16 protein-coding genes and 1 pseudogene are annotated in these 17,215 nt (G+C 65.7%); 13 read left to right on the top strand and 4 right to left on the bottom strand.

Annotation, left to right across the window (positions count from 1 at the left end):
• Window positions 1–56: 56 nt before the first annotated feature.
• The gene (locus tag ACWDTS_RS08615) at window positions 57–1,046 is read right to left on the bottom strand and encodes a rod shape-determining protein (protein WP_450117966.1); all 990 of its coding nucleotides are present in this window, start codon (window positions 1,044–1,046) and stop codon (window positions 57–59) included.
• Window positions 1,047–1,290: 244 nt separating this feature from the next.
• A complete protein-coding gene (locus tag ACWDTS_RS08620) occupies window positions 1,291–2,061 on the bottom strand; it encodes a replication protein (protein WP_450117967.1) in 771 nt (256 codons plus the stop codon).
• Window positions 2,062–2,321: 260 nt separating this feature from the next.
• Here ACWDTS_RS08620 and ACWDTS_RS08625 point away from each other — a divergent pair, with 260 nt between their 5' ends.
• The 3 genes from ACWDTS_RS08625 (at window position 2,322) to ACWDTS_RS08635 (ending at window position 4,307) form a co-directional block, all read left to right on the top strand.
• Window positions 2,322–3,341 carry an excalibur calcium-binding domain-containing protein gene (locus ACWDTS_RS08625; RefSeq protein ID WP_450117968.1) on the top strand — a complete coding sequence of 340 codons (1,020 nt, stop codon included), beginning with the start codon at window positions 2,322–2,324 and terminating at the stop codon, window positions 3,339–3,341.
• A gap of 192 nt (window positions 3,342–3,533) precedes the next feature.
• Entirely contained in the window at window positions 3,534–3,803 is a 270-nt protein-coding gene (locus tag ACWDTS_RS08630) for a hypothetical protein (RefSeq protein WP_450117969.1), read from the top strand.
• Window positions 3,804–4,010: 207 nt separating this feature from the next.
• Window positions 4,011–4,307, top strand: a complete 297-nt coding sequence (locus ACWDTS_RS08635) for a hypothetical protein (protein WP_138998024.1) — start codon at window positions 4,011–4,013, stop codon at window positions 4,305–4,307.
• 20 nt (window positions 4,308–4,327) lie between these two features.
• Here ACWDTS_RS08635 and ACWDTS_RS08640 read toward each other — a convergent pair whose 3' ends face one another.
• Both ACWDTS_RS08640 and ACWDTS_RS08645 read right to left on the bottom strand, forming a co-directional pair.
• Window positions 4,328–4,924, bottom strand: a complete 597-nt coding sequence (locus ACWDTS_RS08640) for a DUF2510 domain-containing protein (RefSeq protein WP_450117970.1) — start codon at window positions 4,922–4,924, stop codon at window positions 4,328–4,330.
• Between the two features lie 229 nt (window positions 4,925–5,153).
• Window positions 5,154–5,428 (bottom strand): annotated as a pseudogene (locus ACWDTS_RS08645) (transposase); the annotation flags it as partial.
• A gap of 164 nt (window positions 5,429–5,592) precedes the next feature.
• Between ACWDTS_RS08645 and ACWDTS_RS08650 the strand changes: the two are divergent.
• From ACWDTS_RS08650 to ACWDTS_RS08695, 10 genes are all read left to right on the top strand, one after another.
• The gene (locus ACWDTS_RS08650) at window positions 5,593–8,076 is read left to right on the top strand and encodes a hypothetical protein (protein WP_450117971.1); all 2,484 of its coding nucleotides are present in this window, start codon (window positions 5,593–5,595) and stop codon (window positions 8,074–8,076) included.
• A gap of 98 nt (window positions 8,077–8,174) precedes the next feature.
• Window positions 8,175–9,356 carry a pentapeptide repeat-containing protein gene (locus ACWDTS_RS08655; RefSeq protein WP_450117972.1) on the top strand — a complete coding sequence of 394 codons (1,182 nt, stop codon included), beginning with the start codon at window positions 8,175–8,177 and terminating at the stop codon, window positions 9,354–9,356.
• A 21-nt stretch (window positions 9,357–9,377) separates the two neighbouring features.
• Window positions 9,378–9,680 carry an antibiotic biosynthesis monooxygenase family protein gene (locus ACWDTS_RS08660; protein WP_450117973.1) on the top strand — a complete coding sequence of 101 codons (303 nt, stop codon included), beginning with the start codon at window positions 9,378–9,380 and terminating at the stop codon, window positions 9,678–9,680.
• Between the two features lie 15 nt (window positions 9,681–9,695).
• The gene (locus ACWDTS_RS08665) at window positions 9,696–10,037 is read left to right on the top strand and encodes a hypothetical protein (RefSeq protein WP_450117974.1); all 342 of its coding nucleotides are present in this window, start codon (window positions 9,696–9,698) and stop codon (window positions 10,035–10,037) included.
• Between the two features lie 9 nt (window positions 10,038–10,046).
• Complete coding sequence (locus tag ACWDTS_RS08670) at window positions 10,047–11,084, top strand: LacI family DNA-binding transcriptional regulator (protein WP_248675846.1); 1,038 nt, start codon at window positions 10,047–10,049, stop codon at window positions 11,082–11,084.
• A gap of 129 nt (window positions 11,085–11,213) precedes the next feature.
• Window positions 11,214–12,299, top strand: coding sequence for a pyrimidine utilization protein A (gene rutA / locus ACWDTS_RS08675; RefSeq protein WP_450117975.1), 1,086 nt, complete (start codon window positions 11,214–11,216; stop codon window positions 12,297–12,299).
• A 75-nt stretch (window positions 12,300–12,374) separates the two neighbouring features.
• Window positions 12,375–13,343 (top strand): carbon-nitrogen hydrolase family protein, encoded by a 969-nt coding sequence (locus tag ACWDTS_RS08680; protein ID WP_450117976.1) that lies wholly within the window; start codon window positions 12,375–12,377, stop codon window positions 13,341–13,343.
• Window positions 13,340–14,992: an amidase gene (locus ACWDTS_RS08685; RefSeq protein WP_450117977.1), complete on the top strand. Its 1,653-nt coding sequence runs from the start codon at window positions 13,340–13,342 to the stop codon at window positions 14,990–14,992. Before ACWDTS_RS08680 ends, ACWDTS_RS08685 begins: the two co-directional genes overlap by 4 nt.
• On the top strand, window positions 14,985–16,472 hold the full coding sequence (locus ACWDTS_RS08690; RefSeq protein WP_450117978.1) for an MFS transporter: 1,488 nt from the start codon (window positions 14,985–14,987) through the stop codon (window positions 16,470–16,472). Before ACWDTS_RS08685 ends, ACWDTS_RS08690 begins: the two co-directional genes overlap by 8 nt.
• Window positions 16,469–17,119: an isochorismatase family protein gene (locus ACWDTS_RS08695; protein ID WP_450117979.1), complete on the top strand. Its 651-nt coding sequence runs from the start codon at window positions 16,469–16,471 to the stop codon at window positions 17,117–17,119. The genes ACWDTS_RS08690 and ACWDTS_RS08695 overlap by 4 nt, the downstream gene beginning before the upstream one ends.
• Window positions 17,120–17,215: the final 96 nt, after the last annotated feature.

Genomic DNA, 17,215 nt, shown 5'->3' on the forward strand with positions numbered 1-17,215 from the left:
CCGGGGGGGTGTTGTCGGTAGCGGGTGCTACCGAAACCACGCACGAGGGGGAGCGGTCAGGAGGCGAAGGCCGCGACCACCTCGGGGTGGTCCATGCAGGCGGTCGCGCCTTCTGCGACGCAGGTGAGCGGGCGCTCGGCGGTCTTCACGGGGAGCCCGAAGGACTCTTCGATCATCTGCGACATGCCCCGCAGGATCGATCCGCCGCCGATCGCCAGAATGCCTTCGGCCATGATGTCGCTGATCGCCCGCGGAGGAAGATCGTCCAGGCATGCGGCCAGCGTCTGCGCGATGCCGGTCATGGCGGGCTTTACCGCATCCATGATCTCGTCGGTTTCGAGGGTGAGCAGTCGCGCCCGGCCGGTCGCTGCGTCGCGGCCCTCCACCACGAGCGTCTGTCCGTCGGTGGTCTCCGTAGTGCCCACCTTCGCCCGCTCGGCGGTGAGCTCGCCGACGATGATCTCGTGCTTCGCACGCAGATACCGGTGGATCGCCCTGGTCAGGTCCTCGCCGGCCATCCTGCAGCTGCGGTGCGACAGGACACCGCCGAAGCAGATGGCGGTGACTTCCGAAGTGCCGCCGCCGATGTCGACGATGAGATGGGTGCGCGGTTCGAGCGGGTTGATCCCGCATCCGAGGGCACCCGCAACCGGTTCCGGTACCAAGGCCACCTTCCGCAGACCGGCCTCGTGCCCGACCTCGAGCAGTGCCCGACGTTCGAGCGGGGTGGCGCCTGCGGGAATCGCGATGATGCCCGTCGGCCGCATTACGGACCGTCGGGCCGGGGCGGCCCGCTTGATGACGGCCGAGACGTAGGCCCGAGCCGATTCGAGATCCACGATCACGCCGTTGTGTATCGGGCGAACCGGCGTGATCCCGACCGGAGTTCGGTCGACGAGGGCACTCGCATCCTGGCCGATCGCGAGCGCGCGATGCGGATCCTTCGTTCGCACCATCATCAATGATGGCTCGTTCAGGACTATTCCGTCCTCGGGCGTCCCGACGACAGTGTTGGCAGTTCCGAGATCGATACCAAATCCACGCACGTCGGCCTCCGACCGGAAATCCCGCGAGATCGTCCAGATGGTTAACAGCGGCAGCGACATTGGGATGATGTCGCGTACCACAGATTACCGCCGACGAAATCTTTCAACGTGTTGTTGGCCGGAATATCGGGTGATATCGGGGCGAAATCTACCCACGGCCGGTGCGGTTGTGAGCCGAAGTGACGAAAGTGCCCTCTGTGCTGGGATGTTTGACTATTCTTCCTCCAATCGTGGTGCACGCAAGTCACGCCGCAGTAACGGCGCGGCACCTGCACCTGACGGCACGGCCGTGTTCGTCGTCGGGTAGCCACCCGTACTCGTCGCACGCGGCGCATTTCGGCTGCGTGGCAGAAGGTTCGGGGAGTGCCTGCCAGAGCGGAATCCACGCCTGCGCGAACCTCATCGGATCGTGGGCGCGGTGAACGGACTTCGCGGCCGTGACCAGTGGCGGGATCCCGTGTGTCTCGACGAGTCGGTCGATGGCTGCGGCGTCGTCGGGCTTGAGATAGGCGAAGGTCGCGGTCAATCCGGCAGCGCTGCATTCCGTGGCGAGCCGGCCGACCGCGGGACTGGTCACGGCCTTCCGGGCTCGTGACGAGCGGTTGGTTTTCGTCCTTGATCTATCAGTACTTACTAGAGCGCCGGGTTGTCCGACGTCGGTGCGTCCGCGGGTCGGTTTTCCAGGCGTCGGGCCGGTCGCGGGTTCCTCGTACACCGTCTGGATCGTGCTCCACCGGCCACGTTCGTCCTGGATCTTCTCGCGCACGAGGTAGCCGAGGTCGGCGAGCTCGCGCAGTGCCGAGCGGACGGCGTCGCGGCCTTCCTTCGGGGACTGCGCGGCGATCGATTCGGACCGGGTGTGCCAGTCGTCCGGCTTCGACAACAGCCACACGAGCACGCCACGCGCGCGGAAGGAGAGGCGCTCGTCGTTGATGACGGCATTGCTGAGAATGGTGAAGTTGCTGGCGAGGCGCGGTCCACGACGCACGCCGCCAGCCAGGGTATTCTGGCCCACGTTCGACTCCCTTACAGTCGGACATCCGGCCCGTCGGGAGTTGCAGCTCCTGGCGGGCCTTCTTCAGTTGTGACGCCACGGTCGTGACGATTGGGCCATTCTGGCACCGGGCTTACCGGCGGCGCAAGGATTCTTTCGAACACGCATTCGCTTCGGAGTCGACGGTGTAACGCCTGGCGCTCGCGGAACGACTACACCCTGTAGTACACCGTCCCGGGCTCTCCGGGCACGGAGTGGAAGCAGTGAACGGCAGGGGCAGCATGACCGCGCAGTTGACACCGAAGGAAGCGAAGGCGATCGCGGAACGCCACCTGAAGTCGCTGGGCTTCACCCTCGACGCCCAAGGATCGGCTCGGATGCAGATCAAGGCACGCGGGGTCGTGGCCCAGGTGACGGTGCGAGCAACTCCGGTCAACCGGTCCGAGCTGGCGAAGATGTACGAAAATCGCGGGTCCGGATCTCGTGACGCGATGGCCTACTTTGCACTCAACGGCTACGGAAAGACGGCCGTCGACTACGCGACCGCCAGGGGCATCCAGCTGTACGGATTCGATTCCTCGGGACGAGTGACGGAGCGGAATCGTGTCGGGCTTCGCGGCCCGGGCGCTGTGTCCACGACAAAGTCTGTGTCGACGACGAACGCTGTGCCCACAATATCGAGTGCGACGCTCAAACCGTTCGTGTCGACGTCGAGCAGCGCGAGTTCCGGGGTGTCGTTCACCAAGCCGGTGAGCCCGTCGCCGCGCACGCCCGCGGCCGCCTCGAGACCTCCGAGCGTTACGGCCGTCAACGCGTCGCCCGGTACCTCTGCAGGCCGGCGTACGAAGCGATGGATGGCCGGTGTCGGCGTCGCGTTGTTTTCCGTGGTGGCAGGCAGTCTGATCATCGGAACGAGCGGTTCGGACTCCGGATCCGACGTGGAGCCGGCCCGGGTGGTATCGACGACGGTTCGCTCGGCAGTGCCCGCAACCACGAGTGCGCCGAGGCGTGATCTGACGCAGCCACTTCCAGGGGGACAGCCCTCGAGCGTTTCGACGACGGCGCCGACCTACACGCCGCCCCCGCCGCCTCCGGTGTACACGCCCGCGTACACCCCGCCGCCCGTGTACACGCCCACCCCTGAGTACACGCCGCCGGCACCTGCGCCGCAGTCGAGCGCCTACTACAAGAACTGTGCTGCCGCCCGTGCGGCCGGCGCGGCACCTTTGTATATAGGTGAGCCCGGTTATCGGTCCAAGCTCGACGCCGACGGCGACGGTGTCGCCTGCGAGTGGAGCTGATGGCCCATATCGAACCAGGCTGTGGGTTGATGCTGTGTCGTGCAAACGGGTAATGCCCCCGGCATCGACCGAGGGAGTTTCCGCATGCAACCCACCGGCATCACGGCAACGCTGATCCTCCCTGACGTCGAGGAGCACGGAGGTCTACACCGACTACCTCGAGCTCTCCGTCGACGAGATGAACCTGGAGTGGTGCTCGTTCAAACCCCGGACAGGCGGGCCGTCGTCTCGCTCGTCCGCAGCGACGCGACCGCGCTGGTCGATTCCGTGCTGTTCGTCCACGTCGACAATCAGGTCGAAGGCGCGTATGAGGAGGCGCAGCATCCGGAAATCGACATCGTCACCTACTCGGACGATGCTGAATGGTTGGCAGCCCATAGGCGCCCCTTCGGTCAACGTTCCTCTTGTTATGCGGCGCCGACGTCAGCGGTCGAATCGAACCCCAACTCCGGGACGGCCTAGCGGTTACGATGGCACCATATGTGAATGAGGAGAACATTTTTCGCTCTTGCCTCGTCCGCGGTCATTGCCGTACTGGCAGCGTGCGGTTCATCGGATGAACAGGCAACGCCTCCCGAGTGGACGGAAGATAATCGGGCGACCACGACTTCGAGTTCTCCATTGCCGAGCCCAATCACAACGCAGCGCGCAACGCGACAAGCAGCGTCGATGGCTGAACAGTTCGACCAAATGACCTCGACGGCGTGCGCGGACGATGTGGATCCGGTGACCTGCATGTACGAGCGGAGAGCATACGTGGAGTTCTTCGAACGTTCCGCGATGCAATCCCTCGACCCCTCATATCACGACAGCCTGAATCAACTATTTGAAATTCTCTACACTCAGCACGATGATTTTGTCTCGAAGGGATGTGCGGCGAGTCTGGACTCGGAAGGGTGCTCGCTACCCCTCATGTTTTCGGATACTTCGATGAGAACCTTGGGCGTGATGTTCTCAGTCGAGTGAACTCAGCCCTGCTGGTTCGGTTACGGCGCGCCGAACCCGTAGGTGTAACTCCCTGTCTCCCAGTTCACGGTTGCGTGATACTTGTATCCGCTTCGGCTTCCGTTCGGGTTCTCCTGTGTGGCGGCAAAGCACTCCAAAACTGTAGTGGCAGCTAGTAGATCGTCGACGGATCCACCCGCTACGGGAGAACATGAAACCGAGAGGATCGGACCGTCGATGATCGATGAGTTTGCGTGACCCGTCGCCATCTCCATGATGCTGGCCTCGACCTGATGTACGCTTGCCTGCCTCATCGATCGCTCGGCTTCTTCTTTCCGTTCGCGATCGGCAACCTCCGCCGCCCGACGTTCGGCGCTCTGCCGAGCTGTCTCGGCGGCTGCCGCCTTTGCATCGACGTCTGTGTCGTGATTGACCTTCAGTACTGCAACTGCCGTAAGAGCCAGAATTGCGCAGCACGCGGCAATGCATCCGATCATGCCGCGGCTCAATCGCTTCCGTTGATCAGGTTCCGGTCCTGGAGGTTCAGGAAGTGACAGCCATTGCGTTCCATCCCAGTAGTGCTGCTTGCCTTGGGGATCTGGATACCATCCCGGGGCGGCACTGTGTGGCTCGCTCATGGCTCGCACCTCCCGAAGGAAACGGTCGATGATTCAAGTTTGTACTGAGGGTATCGCGCAGTGCGCCGGTAGGGGGTGATTCGTGAATGGTGGGGGCTGGCTCGGTGCCAGCCTCGTACCTCGGGAAGTTCCTGTCCTGCAAGAATTCACGAGCCGAACAGCGAGTACTTAGGGTCATCGCGACGAGCGGAGCTGCCTGGTGAGTGCTGTGATCACCTTACTGACCGTGTCAGAATGATCGCTGCAACGGCGTCAAACAGATGATGCTGCAAGCGAGCTCGAGCAGTCCGTGATATAGGTCAGCTCGTACTTCGGAACGAATACGAGGACGTTTGAACTGATGTAACCAGGCAAAAGTGCGCTCGACGACCCAGCGCACCTTCCTGGGCTCGGACCGTGAGCGGCGCTACGGCGAGCGATCTTCGGGGTGATACCCCGGGCGGACAGCAGGTTCCGGTACTTGCCCGGGTCGCAGCCGCGATCGGCGAACACCCAGCGCGGTCGCGACTGCACCACCGGCACGCGGGTCGAGTCCATGGCTACGAGTAGCGGATCATTCGCCGAACGGTGAAGCAGAAATCGAGTAGTCGACTACTCATGACGATCGAGCTGATCGAGGCGTTTGCTCGATATGGCGGCGACTCGGGCCGCGACTCGACGGTAGGCGGGTGATCGATATGTACGTGGTAGTGCGTCCGGTCTACGTGGCAGTGCATCCGGTGTACGTGGTAGTGCATCCGGACCTTGTTCACACGATCCTGCACACGGAGGTGCCGGCTGATCATGTCGAGGTGCTGTGCGGAGTCCTCGGCTGTGGCAAGAGCGCGATGCTCGAGCACATCGAGTTGAATGCTCAGCCGCGAGCAGCAGTGCGGATCGACCTTAGCGAGTTCGATCCCGGACACCGTGGCGACCAAGGACCCGACGCGTCCGTTGGGGCTATTCAGGCCAGCTACCTACAGTTCGTTCGGCTCCTGGAGGCACTGATCGGGCGGATCGGCACTGACGCCGACCGGCGAGAGATCCGCGAGCTCGACTTGAGTGTGCGTAATGCCGAGGTGTACGACGCGCGGATCATTCGGATCGAGGACTTCGTCGACGAGAGATTCCGCCCGCTCGACCCGATAGTGCTGGCTGATGCGTGGCGCAATGCCGCCGGTGACATCGCCCACAAGTTTGCGACGCGTTGGAACGCGATGACCGAAGATCACGGATGTTTCCTGCTGCTCGACAACGCCGACGATATCGCCGACCAGGAGATCGGGCTCTGGCTCGGTGAACTCGTACTCAGTCTCTCCACCACCGTGGTCGTATTTGCTCAGGAATCCGATACGTTGTTGTCTACCCTCGACCAGGAACGTACCCGGATCACCCGCATCTCACAGTTCGACGAGCCGACTGTCGAGGCCTGGCTGTGCGGGGTTTCGGGGCACCAGCCGTCATCGGCGATGGTTCGGCAGATCTGCGCGGCAAGCGGAGGTCATCCTGCAGTCCTAAAGCTCCTCTACCAGTTGCTGTCGAGGCGCGGCGACCTTCAGATGAGCACTTCCGATCCGGTCTTCGATGAGCTTGTTGCCATGCCCAGTGACCGCCGTCGCGCGGCGCACCTCGCGCAGTTGCTGGTCCGGTCGGTCAGCATCGGAGGCGTCGCCGTCGGCGACGATATCGACGAACTCATGGCGTCCACGCTCGATGTCGCCGCAGTGCCACGGCAGTTCGACGCTCCCTTGCTGCGGCACCTGCTCGGCCCAAAGACCGTGTCGGGCGGCCAGGTGCGGGCCCTGCTCACCTGCCTAGCCGACTTTCCCTTCGTCGAGGACCTGTCGGCGGACGGCTCCCGTCTGCGCGTCACGTCCTTGGTCAGAAGCGGCTTGCTGGAACTGATGCGGGTATCGGACCCGGATCGGTTTGCTGACCTCAACCGTTGGGCGACGAGTTACTACCGGGCGAAGGTGTCCGGCTCGAAGAACACCAGCTACGGTGAGTCCTTCGTCTATGAGGATCCGGCGTGGCAGCGAAACAAGCGTGAGTGGCTGGTCCACAGCGGTCTGGCATCGCGATCGTCAGACCGTTCCCAGGTCATCCGGGACATCTCGCTGGTTTTCCTCGACGCGTTCTGGTGGTGGGGGAACTACGTTCACTTCGACTTCTGCGATCAGCTCGTCGCCGACCTCGGTGTCCTCGCCGGACAGCACCGCGAACCGTCGGCCGGACAGAACCGCGCGTTGTGGGACGTCGACATCCTCCCCGATGAAGCCGTCTGGCCAGAACTCGACCAACTCCACGGGGCGCTGAGGACGATCTTGCAGTCCTACCCGCTGCGGTCTGCCAAACCTGAGAACGCCGACTGGGTTTCGGTCCGACAGGCACTGTTGCAGGTCAAGCACCTGTGTGGCCTGCACCGGCACGGCACAGGCCGCCGCGCCGAAACCCTGAAAGGCAAGAAACGTCGTCTGGCGGCGCTGTTGGACATCTTCATGGCGCACACCTACCGCTACGCCCACCCCGCCGACACGCGGGCCGACTTCTACTATCTTCGGGCACTACCTCTGCTCCCCGACGACTGGAACGCGGCATGGGTCGAGTTCGAGCTAGCGCAACTGCTGGCAGGCAGGACGGCGCCGGACCCGACCACGGTGGAGAAACACTTTCGGCGCAGTAGCAAACTCATCGACGAGGACGACGAGGAACTCGCCGCTAACCTGCTGCTCTTGCGCGCAGATATGGACTGGGAGCAACATCGGCACGATATCGCTGCGGACGAGTACGGCCAGGCCGTGCGGCACGCCTACCTCTTCCACGGTGTCGAACGGCCTGACGACTACACGATGCAGTTCTACATCGATGTCCGGGGGCGCGCGCTGAACCGTCTGCTCGAACTCGCCGACCACCCAGCCGACGCACTCGACTGCGCCAGCCGAATGGCCGGTGCGTTCCCGCCCGGAGAAATCGACCGCGACGCCGTTCTCGGCGCGATGGATGCATCGTCTCCCCGGCCTTTTCAGCTGGCGCGAGCGTTGTTTCCCCGCGGGCCGGAATCGTTCGAGCTCGGCAGCCTCCAGTCGCCTTTCATGGACGAATTCCGGCTTCGACACGACTGCTTGCACGGTGAATCGTTGTCTTCAGAACTAGCCAGATTGGTGCGGCGATGACTCAGAGTGCGTGGCGGTCCCAGCTTCGGCGTAGCGCGTTCCTTCGGTTCCTCCTTACAGGAGTTGTCACTGTCGTCGGACTCGCCATCGTGGTGTGGGTGATCCCCGGACTGATGGCACCGCCCTTTCCTCCGGAGCAGCAAGACGACGAGTACAAGGTCATGGCGGATATTCGAACCGGTTTGGTGGCTGCGCTCGTCGCCGTGGGTACGTCGTTCACCGTCTGGTTCGGTCACAAAACCTATCGCCTGACGGAGGCGGGGCACCTGACCGACCGCTTCGAGGGCGCGGCCAAGCAGATCGGAGACAACAACGAAACGGTGCGGGCCGCCGGTGTGTATGCGCTAGCTCAGCTAGCCGACATCTGGCCGAACAACCGGCAGGCCTGTATCGACGTGCTGTGTATGCACATTCGATCGGACGGACCGATTCCAGGAGCGACAAGCGAGGTACCCGACTCGCATAGTAAAGCGGTACCCCCGGCACCCGACTCGCGCAGGGCGGCGCTCGAGGCCATCGTGGACCGACTACGCGCAGGCAGCGCGACGAGCTGGTCGAATTCCACCTTCAACTTGAGGGGCGCACACCTCGACAGCGTGGATTTCCGGGACGTCCGGTTCGATTCCGGAAGGCTCGACCTCCGCAAGGCGGTCTTTTCGGGCACTTCCAACTTCGGCAGTTCTCGATTCAACGGCGCGGAGGTGTGGTTCGATGACGTCATTCTCGACAAAGGGGCCGACGTTCGGTTCACAGACACTCACTTTGTCCGCGGCGCAGTGCGATTCGACAGGATGTCTTCCCCCGAGCATGGGTCGCTGAGTTTCGAGAACGTGACATTTCATCCGGGATGTTCGGTCACCTTCGCCGGCGCGCAACTCGGTCAGGGCGAGGTTTCGTTCGATCACGCCACCATCGCGGCACCCGGACCCACGTTCGCGGGCGCGCGCTTCTGCGGCACCGGGTTCGTGACGTTCAATCACGCCATATTCGCCGGCACCGTCTCCTTCGCCGGCGCATTCTTCAACCAGGACGTCACCATGGCGTCTGCGCAGCTCGGCCGAGCGAAGCTTCAATTCGCAGGTGCGAACTTTCAGAGCGGCAGGTTGGATCTCAGCGGCGCCGATATCCACAACGCGACGCTCAGCTTCGACAAGACGCGAAGCGCGGGCGGCCACATCGACCTTCGCACAGCGGTTGGTACACCGCGGGTGGACGGTGACGTGCCGATGGGTCTTGTCCTTCACTCCGGACCGCTCGGTGCTCGGCATACCACCACCTAACGACACTCGACTGGAGGAGCCATGGAGATCGTCCTGTTCCACATCAAGACCCGCACCGACGTCGACCAGGAGGAATATCAGAGGACGTTCGAACGAATGTTGGACCTCGTCTCTCAGGTTCCCGGGTTCGTTTCCATCGAGGGATTCGCAGGGGAGGACGGCTCGGAGCTAGCGGTGGCGAGGTTCGAGTCCCGCGAGGCTATCGCTCAATGGCGGGAGCAGCCGGAGCACGCTCATACCCAGCAGCGTGGGCGGGACGAGTTCTTCCTGTCGTATGAGACCACAATCGCCACCGAGTGGAAGAACTACAGCTGGCCGGCGTGACCGCCGCTGCCCCGCTTGAACGACTGGATCGACGAGGCCCGCAGCAGCAAGATCCTCCCGCTGGTCCAGATCGCCCGCGCCATCCATACTCAGTCCAACGACATCGCCGACGTACCGGAGCATGTGCCCGGCATGTCCGAATGCGCCCTGGACCTGCGTGAGCTGGCCACTCCTGCTGGCTTTGCTGATGTGGGCATCGTCGACTCGAATAGTGAGACCACCTTCGTCGAATGCAATTCGCCTCCAACTCCGAACGCCGCCGCCGATGGGTCGGCAGTGTTCGGACTGCTGCGTCAGGGGTCATTGCGGCGGGTCGCGAAATCCGCTCGCCCGGCCGTCCTCGCCGGTTGCTCCTAGAATCCCGTCATGGGCAGCAAGTCGGTCACCAGTTACGACGTCGCACGCCGCGCAGGAGTGTCGCAGTCGACGGTGTCGCGTGCGCTCAGGAACGATCCGCGGGTCATCGAGGAGACGCGGGAGCGCATCCAGGCCCTCGCGGCGGAGATGGGCTACGTCCCGCACGTCACCGCGCGGAGCCTGATCACGCGTAAGTCGTCGACCATCGGCATCGTGAGCGGCGACCTGCGCAATCCGTCGTACCCGACGCTGGTGAACACCCTGCAGGACTGCTTCGCGCGCCACGACTACCGGGTGCTGTTGATGAGCGACCGCACCGAAGGCTCCCTCGAGAAGGACATCCTCGCGCTGCGCGGGGGCCTGGTCGACGGCGTTGTGTTCATCTCGTCGCGGCTCGATTCGCCGATGGTGTCGGAGATGATCGACTGGAAGATCCCGCTGGTGATCCTCAGCCGGGACGTCGACGACCGGCATGCAGGCAGGGTCGATCGCGTGACGTCGGACAACGTCCGCGGTGGCCGGCTCATCGCCGACCACCTGGTCGATCTGGGGCACACCCGGATCGGCCTGATCTCCGGTCCGTTGCAGAACCCCAGCATCCGGTTGCGCGAGCAGGGTTTCCGTGACGGCCTCGCGGCGCGCGGCGTCGAGCTCGACGAGAAGCGGGTGTATCGCGGCGCCGTGGATGCGTCGACCGGCCTCGAGGGTGGCCTTGCGCTGCTCGCCGGCGAGGACCGCCCGACAGCGGTGTTCTGCGCCACCGACTACATGGCCTACGGCACGCTGGATGCCGCGAAGCGTCTGAATCTGTCTGTGCCGAAAGATGTTTCCATTGTCGGCTACAACGACCTCCAGCAGTCCAGCTGGTCGATCTTCGATCTGACGACGGTGCGTCAGCCGCTCGAGGACATGGCGGTAGCGGCGGCGGAGTTGCTGCTGGCGCGGATCGACGGTGCGGCAGGCGCTCCGGTGCATCGGAAGTTCGATGTGGAGTGGGTGCAGCGGGGGAGTGCGGCGGTGTGCGCCGAGCCCGTTCATGATCGTTAACATAGGCAACAGGTCTGTTACCGGACGGTCCCGGACCGGCAATAACTCCTGCATACATTCGAAGTCACAGCGAGCCGGACAGCGCGGCCCAGTTCGCTTCCTCGAATCTCCCCGCCCGTCAGGAGTGATATGGAAATCGGCGTCTTCATCCCCATCGGCAACAACGGCTGGCTCATCTCCAAGAGCGCTCCGCAGTACATGCCCTCGTTCGAGCTCAACAAGGCGGTCGTGCAGAAGGCCGAGGAGCACGGACTCGACTTCGCGCTGTCGATGATCAAGCTCAAGGGCTTCGGTGGTGAAACCGAGTTCTGGGACCACAACCTCGAGTCCTTCACGCTGATGGCAGGTCTCGCCGCGGTGACCGAGAAGATCAAGCTGTTCGCCTCGACCGCGATTCTGACCCTGCCGCCGGCGATCGTGGCCCGCATGGCCTCGACGATCGACTCGATCGCTCCCGGCCGCTTCGGTGTGAACATCGTGACCGGTTGGGCCCCGAACGAATACACGCAGATGGGTCTGTGGCCGGGGGAGGAGTACTTCGGCTACCGGTACGCGCAGGCCACCGAGTACGTCACGGTCATGAAGCAGCTGTGGGCCGACGGCGTCAGCAACTTCAAGGGCGAGCACTACACGATGGACGAGTGCGTCCTCTCGCCGAGCCCGACCGGCGGCGGAGTTCCGATCGTCGCGGCCGGACAGTCCAAGAGCGGCATGAAGTTCGCGTCCGAGATGGCCGACTTCAACTTCATCATGGGCACCGGCATCAACACCCCGACCGCGATCTCCGACTCCGTCAAGACGCTGGCCGATGCCGCCGCGACCACGGGCCGGGACGTGGGCGCGCTGACCCTGTTCATGATCATCGCCGACGAGACGGACGAAGCGGCACAGGCGAAGTGGCAGGACTACCACGACAACGCCGACCTCGAGGCCCTCGGCTACATGGCCGACCAGTCCGCGGCCGACGCCACCGCCGACGACGCCTCGACCGCCAAGACCATCTCGCTGCCCGAGGGTGCGGTGAACTTCAACATGGGCACCCTCGTCGGGTCGTACGAGACGGTGGCGAAGATGCTCGACGAGGTCGCCGAGCTCGAGGGCATCAAGGGCATCATGCTCACCTTCGACGATTTCGTGCAGGGCATCGAGAACTTCGGTACCCGAATCCAGCCGCTCATGAAGAGCCGCAACGCCATCGCGGCCGAAGCGGCCTGACCCCGATCGACGGGTGGGAGCGCGTGCAGCACGCCGCGCTCCCACCCGTCCCCATTTCTCCCCGGAGGTTCCTCCTTGACTTCGCGCACCCTCGACGTCGCCATCGTGCAGGCCGGCGAACTGACCGAGGACCTCCTCGGCAACCTGGCCAGGCTCGCCGCACTCGTCCGCACCGCGGCGGCACCCGCAGACGACGGCAGCACCCCCGACCTGGTGGTCCTCCCGGAGCTGATCACCACCCCCTACTTCTGCACGAGCCACGACGTCGACCGCACCCCGTGGGCGCAGACGATCCCGGGAGACGCCACCGACCTGTTCGGCGAACTCGCGCGAGACCTGGGCTGCGCCATCACCTTCGGCATGTTCGAGCGCACCGCCCACGACGTCACCCACAACTCCGTGGTGCTGATCGACCCGACCGGCGAGGTGCTCGCGTGGCGCACCCCCGACGGCGGAAGCGTGCCGGCCTACCGCAAGCTGTCGCTGCCCGCGAGCAAGGTCGGCGACGTCGACATCGACGAGAAGTACCACTTCTCGCCCGGGCAGGCCCCGGCCACCGTCGACGCGTTCGGCACCCGCTTCGGCTGCGTCATCTGCTACGACCGCACCTTCCCCGAATGCTGGGCGGTCGCCCGCGCACTCGGCGCGGAAGTGATGCTCGCGATCGTCTCATCGCTCGGCAGCCGTGAAGACCTGTTCCTGGCCGAATTGCAAACCCGTGCACTGGAATCGCAGACCTGGATCATCGCCGCCAACCGCGGCGGCCCCGAAACCCTCAACGGTGTGACCGTCGACTACTTCGGGCTGTCCTGCGTGATCTCCCCGAGCGGTGAGATCGTCGCCCAGGCTCCGGCCCACAGTTCGGGGGAGACCCTACGCGTCACCATCGACCTCGATGCCGTGCCCGCGCGCCGGGCGTCGTTCCCGCTGGCCCGCGACCGCCGCCCCGACGTGCTGCGCCTGCTCGCCGACCTCACCGACGGGACCGTGCGCGCCGCGCCGCTCCCGCGTCCGTCCGCTGTCCCGAAGGAGGTGGTCGGATGACCGCGACCGACTATCCCGACCTGACCGCGACCGCGGCCACCACCGTCGACGACCTGCTGCCGCAGGCTCGCGTCGACATGGCGCCGCTGCTCGACGCGTCCCGGCTCGTGCCGCTCGAGCCGGTGCCGGACGGGCCGCCGTGCGAACCCGCGCATTCCGCGGCGCTGCTGGCGTCGAGCCCGGTCCCGCAACCCCCGATACCCGCCCCCGCGGACGCTGTGTCGGTGGACGCGCCACTGCATGAACTGGGGGTTCGCGACCTCCTGGCCGCGTATGCGTCCGGGAGCACCACACCGAGCGCGGTGCTCGCCGCCCTGCGTTCCCGCTGGACCGACCCGGCGCTCGTCGGGGGAGCGGTGCTCGCCGTCGTCGACGGCGCCGACGGTGCGGCCGCGGAATCCGACCGGCGCTGGACGGACGGGACCGCCCGCCCGCTCGAAGGAATCTTCTTCGCTGTCAAGGACATCATCGACGTCGCCGGTGCACCCGTCACCGCGGGATCGCGCACCACCGGCGACCGCGTCGCCGCCGCCGATTCGACCGCCGTGGCGCGACTTCGCGCCGCCGGCGCGATTCCGGTCCTGATCACCGCGACCACCGAATTCGCGTGCGGTGCACCGCACAACGCTCGGTACGGTCCGGTCACGAACCCGTGGGACCGCTCGCGCTGGACCGGCGGCTCGTCGACCGGCTCCGCGGGAGCCCTCGCGGCTCGGCTGGTCCCGCTGGCCCTCGGCACCGACACCGGCGGATCGATCCGAGTCCCGAGCGCGCTGTGCAACCTCACCGGCATCAAACCGACCTACGGTCTCGTCCCGCGCACCGGCGTCGCGTCGCTGTCGTGGACCCTCGACCACATCGGACCCATGGCGCGCTCGGCGGCCGACCTGCGGATCGTCCTCGACCTTCTCGCCGGATCCGACGGGCACGATCCCGCGGCCGCGCCTGCGCCGGTCGCCCAGGAGGTACGGGACGCTCTCGCGGCCACCGGCATCGCGACCGTCCCGTCGCTCGCCGGTGTCCGGATCGGCATCCCGACCGCGTGGTTCACCGACCTGTGCGACGCCGCGGTGCTCGGCGCATGGGACGCGGTCGTGGAGACCTTCCGCGACCTCGGCGCCGACGTCGTGGTCGTCGACATCCCCGACGCCCAGCGCATCCACGACGACGTGACGATCGTGATGACCAGCGAACTCGCCTCGAACCAGGAGGGGTCGCTCGCGAAGTTCGCGGACTACGACATCGGCACGCAGGTCCGCATCGCACGCGGACTCGTCCCCTCCGCGGTCGACTACCTGCGCGCGGTGCGCCGCCGCACCCTCGCCCAGCGGGCAGCGGTCGACGCGTTCGACGCTGCAGGCATCGACGTGCTCGTTACCCCCGGCATCGGCGCGACCGCCGCGCGGCTGTCCGACGTCACCGTCGAGATCGACGGCGTCCGCCACCCGATGCAGCCGATCGTGGGCCGCAACACGAGCCTGTTCGACTACCTCGGTTTCCCCGCGGTCATGGCACCGGCCGGATTCGTCGACGGACTGCCCGTCGGGGTGCAGCTGGTGGGGCGGCCGTGGGCCGACGACACGTGCCTGCGCCTGGCGCACGTGTTGCAGACCGTCACCGACGTCCACACCAGACGTGCCGATGGATAGCCTTGTCACACAGCGTCATCCGCGCCCGTGGCGGGTGTTCGCCGCCCTGAGCATCGGCGTGGTCGCGGTGTTCCTGAGCCTGAGCGGTCTGACGGTCGCGCTGCCGACCGTCGCACGGGAGCTGGACGCGTCCGGGGCGCAGTCGACGTGGATCCTGCTCGGCTACATGCTCGTCACCACGGCACTTATTCTGGTGTTCGGCCGCCTCGCCGACATCATCGGCCGCCGGCCGCTCTACCTCGCCGGGCTCGCCACCTTCACGGTGGCGACCGGGCTGTGCATGCTTGCACCGTCCGCCGGATGGCTCATCGCCGCCCGCGTCCTCCAGGGTGCCGGTGCAGCGGCCGTCGTCACCAACAACACGGCCCTGCTCACGGACACTTTCCCCCCTCGCATCCTGGGCCGGGCGCTCGGGTGGAACGCAACCGTCGCGGCCGTCGCCCAGGTGGTCGGACCGCTCGTCGGCGGGGCCGCGACCGCGGCGTTCGGGTGGCGCGGACTGTTCGTGGTGGTGTTGCCCGTGGGTCTGGTCGCGATCGCGGCGTCGGTGTGGGTGATTCCGCGCAGTCCCCGCAAGGCCGTCGAGCGGGAGCCGTTCGACATGGCCGGCGCGGTGCTGTCCACGGTCCTGCTCACCGCGGTGGTCCTCGCGCTGACCCCCGGCGTGAGTTCGTTGCCGTGGCTGCCGTGGGCATGCGGTGGCGTGAGTGTCGTTCTGGCAGTTGTATTCGTGGGCGTGCAGATCCGGCGCACGCATCCGCTGGTCGACGTGACACTGTTCCGCAACCGGGGCATCGCACTCGTGCTCGCCGCGGTGCTCGTCAACGCGGTCGCCACGTACGCGGTGACACTGCTCGTGTCGTTGTACGGGCAAGCGGTGAGCGGGATCTCGGCCGTCACCGCCGGGGCGCTGGTGATGCCCGTCGCGATCGGCACGGTCGTGGCCGCCTCCGCCGCAGGGTCGCTGATGTTGCGCTTCGGTCCCCGCACGCTCACCGCCACGGGCATGGCGCTCAATGCCGTCGGACTGTTCGGCATCGCGCTGATGCTCTCGCCCGACGGCGGTTCGCTCGGCGCGACCGCGCCGTTCCTGTTCGTGCTCGGTTGCGGGACAGGGTTGTTCATGACTCCGTCGACGAGCGCGCTCATGCTGACCGCACCCGCCGACCGCCGCGGAATCGCCAACGGGCTGCGCTCGACGCTGCAGAACGTCGGCTATCTGCTGAGCACCGCACTCGCACTCGTGTTCGCGACCGCGGGCTTGAGCACCGCGGCGCGGCAGGCCGCGTACGGCGGCACCCTCGGCTCGCTCGGCAGCGGCGAGGTGACCCGGTTCGTCGACAACGTCCGCGTCGTCGGCATCGCACTCGGCCTCGTCGCTCTCGCCGGTGTCGCGGTGTGCCTTGCCTTTCCACGCCGCAATCCGGCGGCGACCGTCCACACACTCGATTCTGTTTCCACGTTGAAGGAGTCAGCATGACCATCGCCGATCGCGCCGCCCAGGCGGAGGACTACGCCCGCGCCGGCTTCGGTCAGGAACTCGAACCCGGTGCCCGCCCCGCCCTGATCGTCGTCGATCCGGCCCGCGCCTACATCGACCCCAACTGCCCGCTGTATGCGGGTGTGGAGGAGAACGTCGAGGCGATGCGCACGCTGCTCGCCGAGGCCCGCGAGGCCGGAATCCCGGTGGTGATCACCGAGGTTCGCCTCCGCGCCGACGGGTCCGACGCGGGCGTGTTCTTCAAGAAGTCCGGCACGCTCGTCGCGTTCTGCGAGGGCAGCCCGTACGGGGAATTCATCGACGGTCTCGAGCCGACCTGTGCCGAGATGCTGGTGACCAAGAAGTATCCCAGCGCGTTCTTCGGCACCACGTTGAACTCGCACCTGACCTGGCTCGGTGTCGACACCGTTCTCATCGCGGGTCTGTCGACCAGTGGGTGCGTCCGAGCGACGACTCTCGACGCCATGCAGCACGGTTTCATCCCGATCGTCGTGGAAGACGCGGTCGGGGACCGTGATTCTGCAATCCATCAGTCGAACCTGTTCGACATGCAGCAGAAGATGGCCGAAGTGTGGCCGCTGTCGCGCGCCCAGGAGTACCTCCGCGCGCTGTCGTCCGGCAATTAACACGAATGATCCACGCGCGTTGCCGCAGGCAACACGTCACGCAATACATTCGAAGTCATCATCTTCCCGGTCGGGTCCCCAACGGCGGGGACGCTC

The sequence above is a fragment of the Rhodococcus sp. NPDC003383 genome (assembly GCF_053589115.1).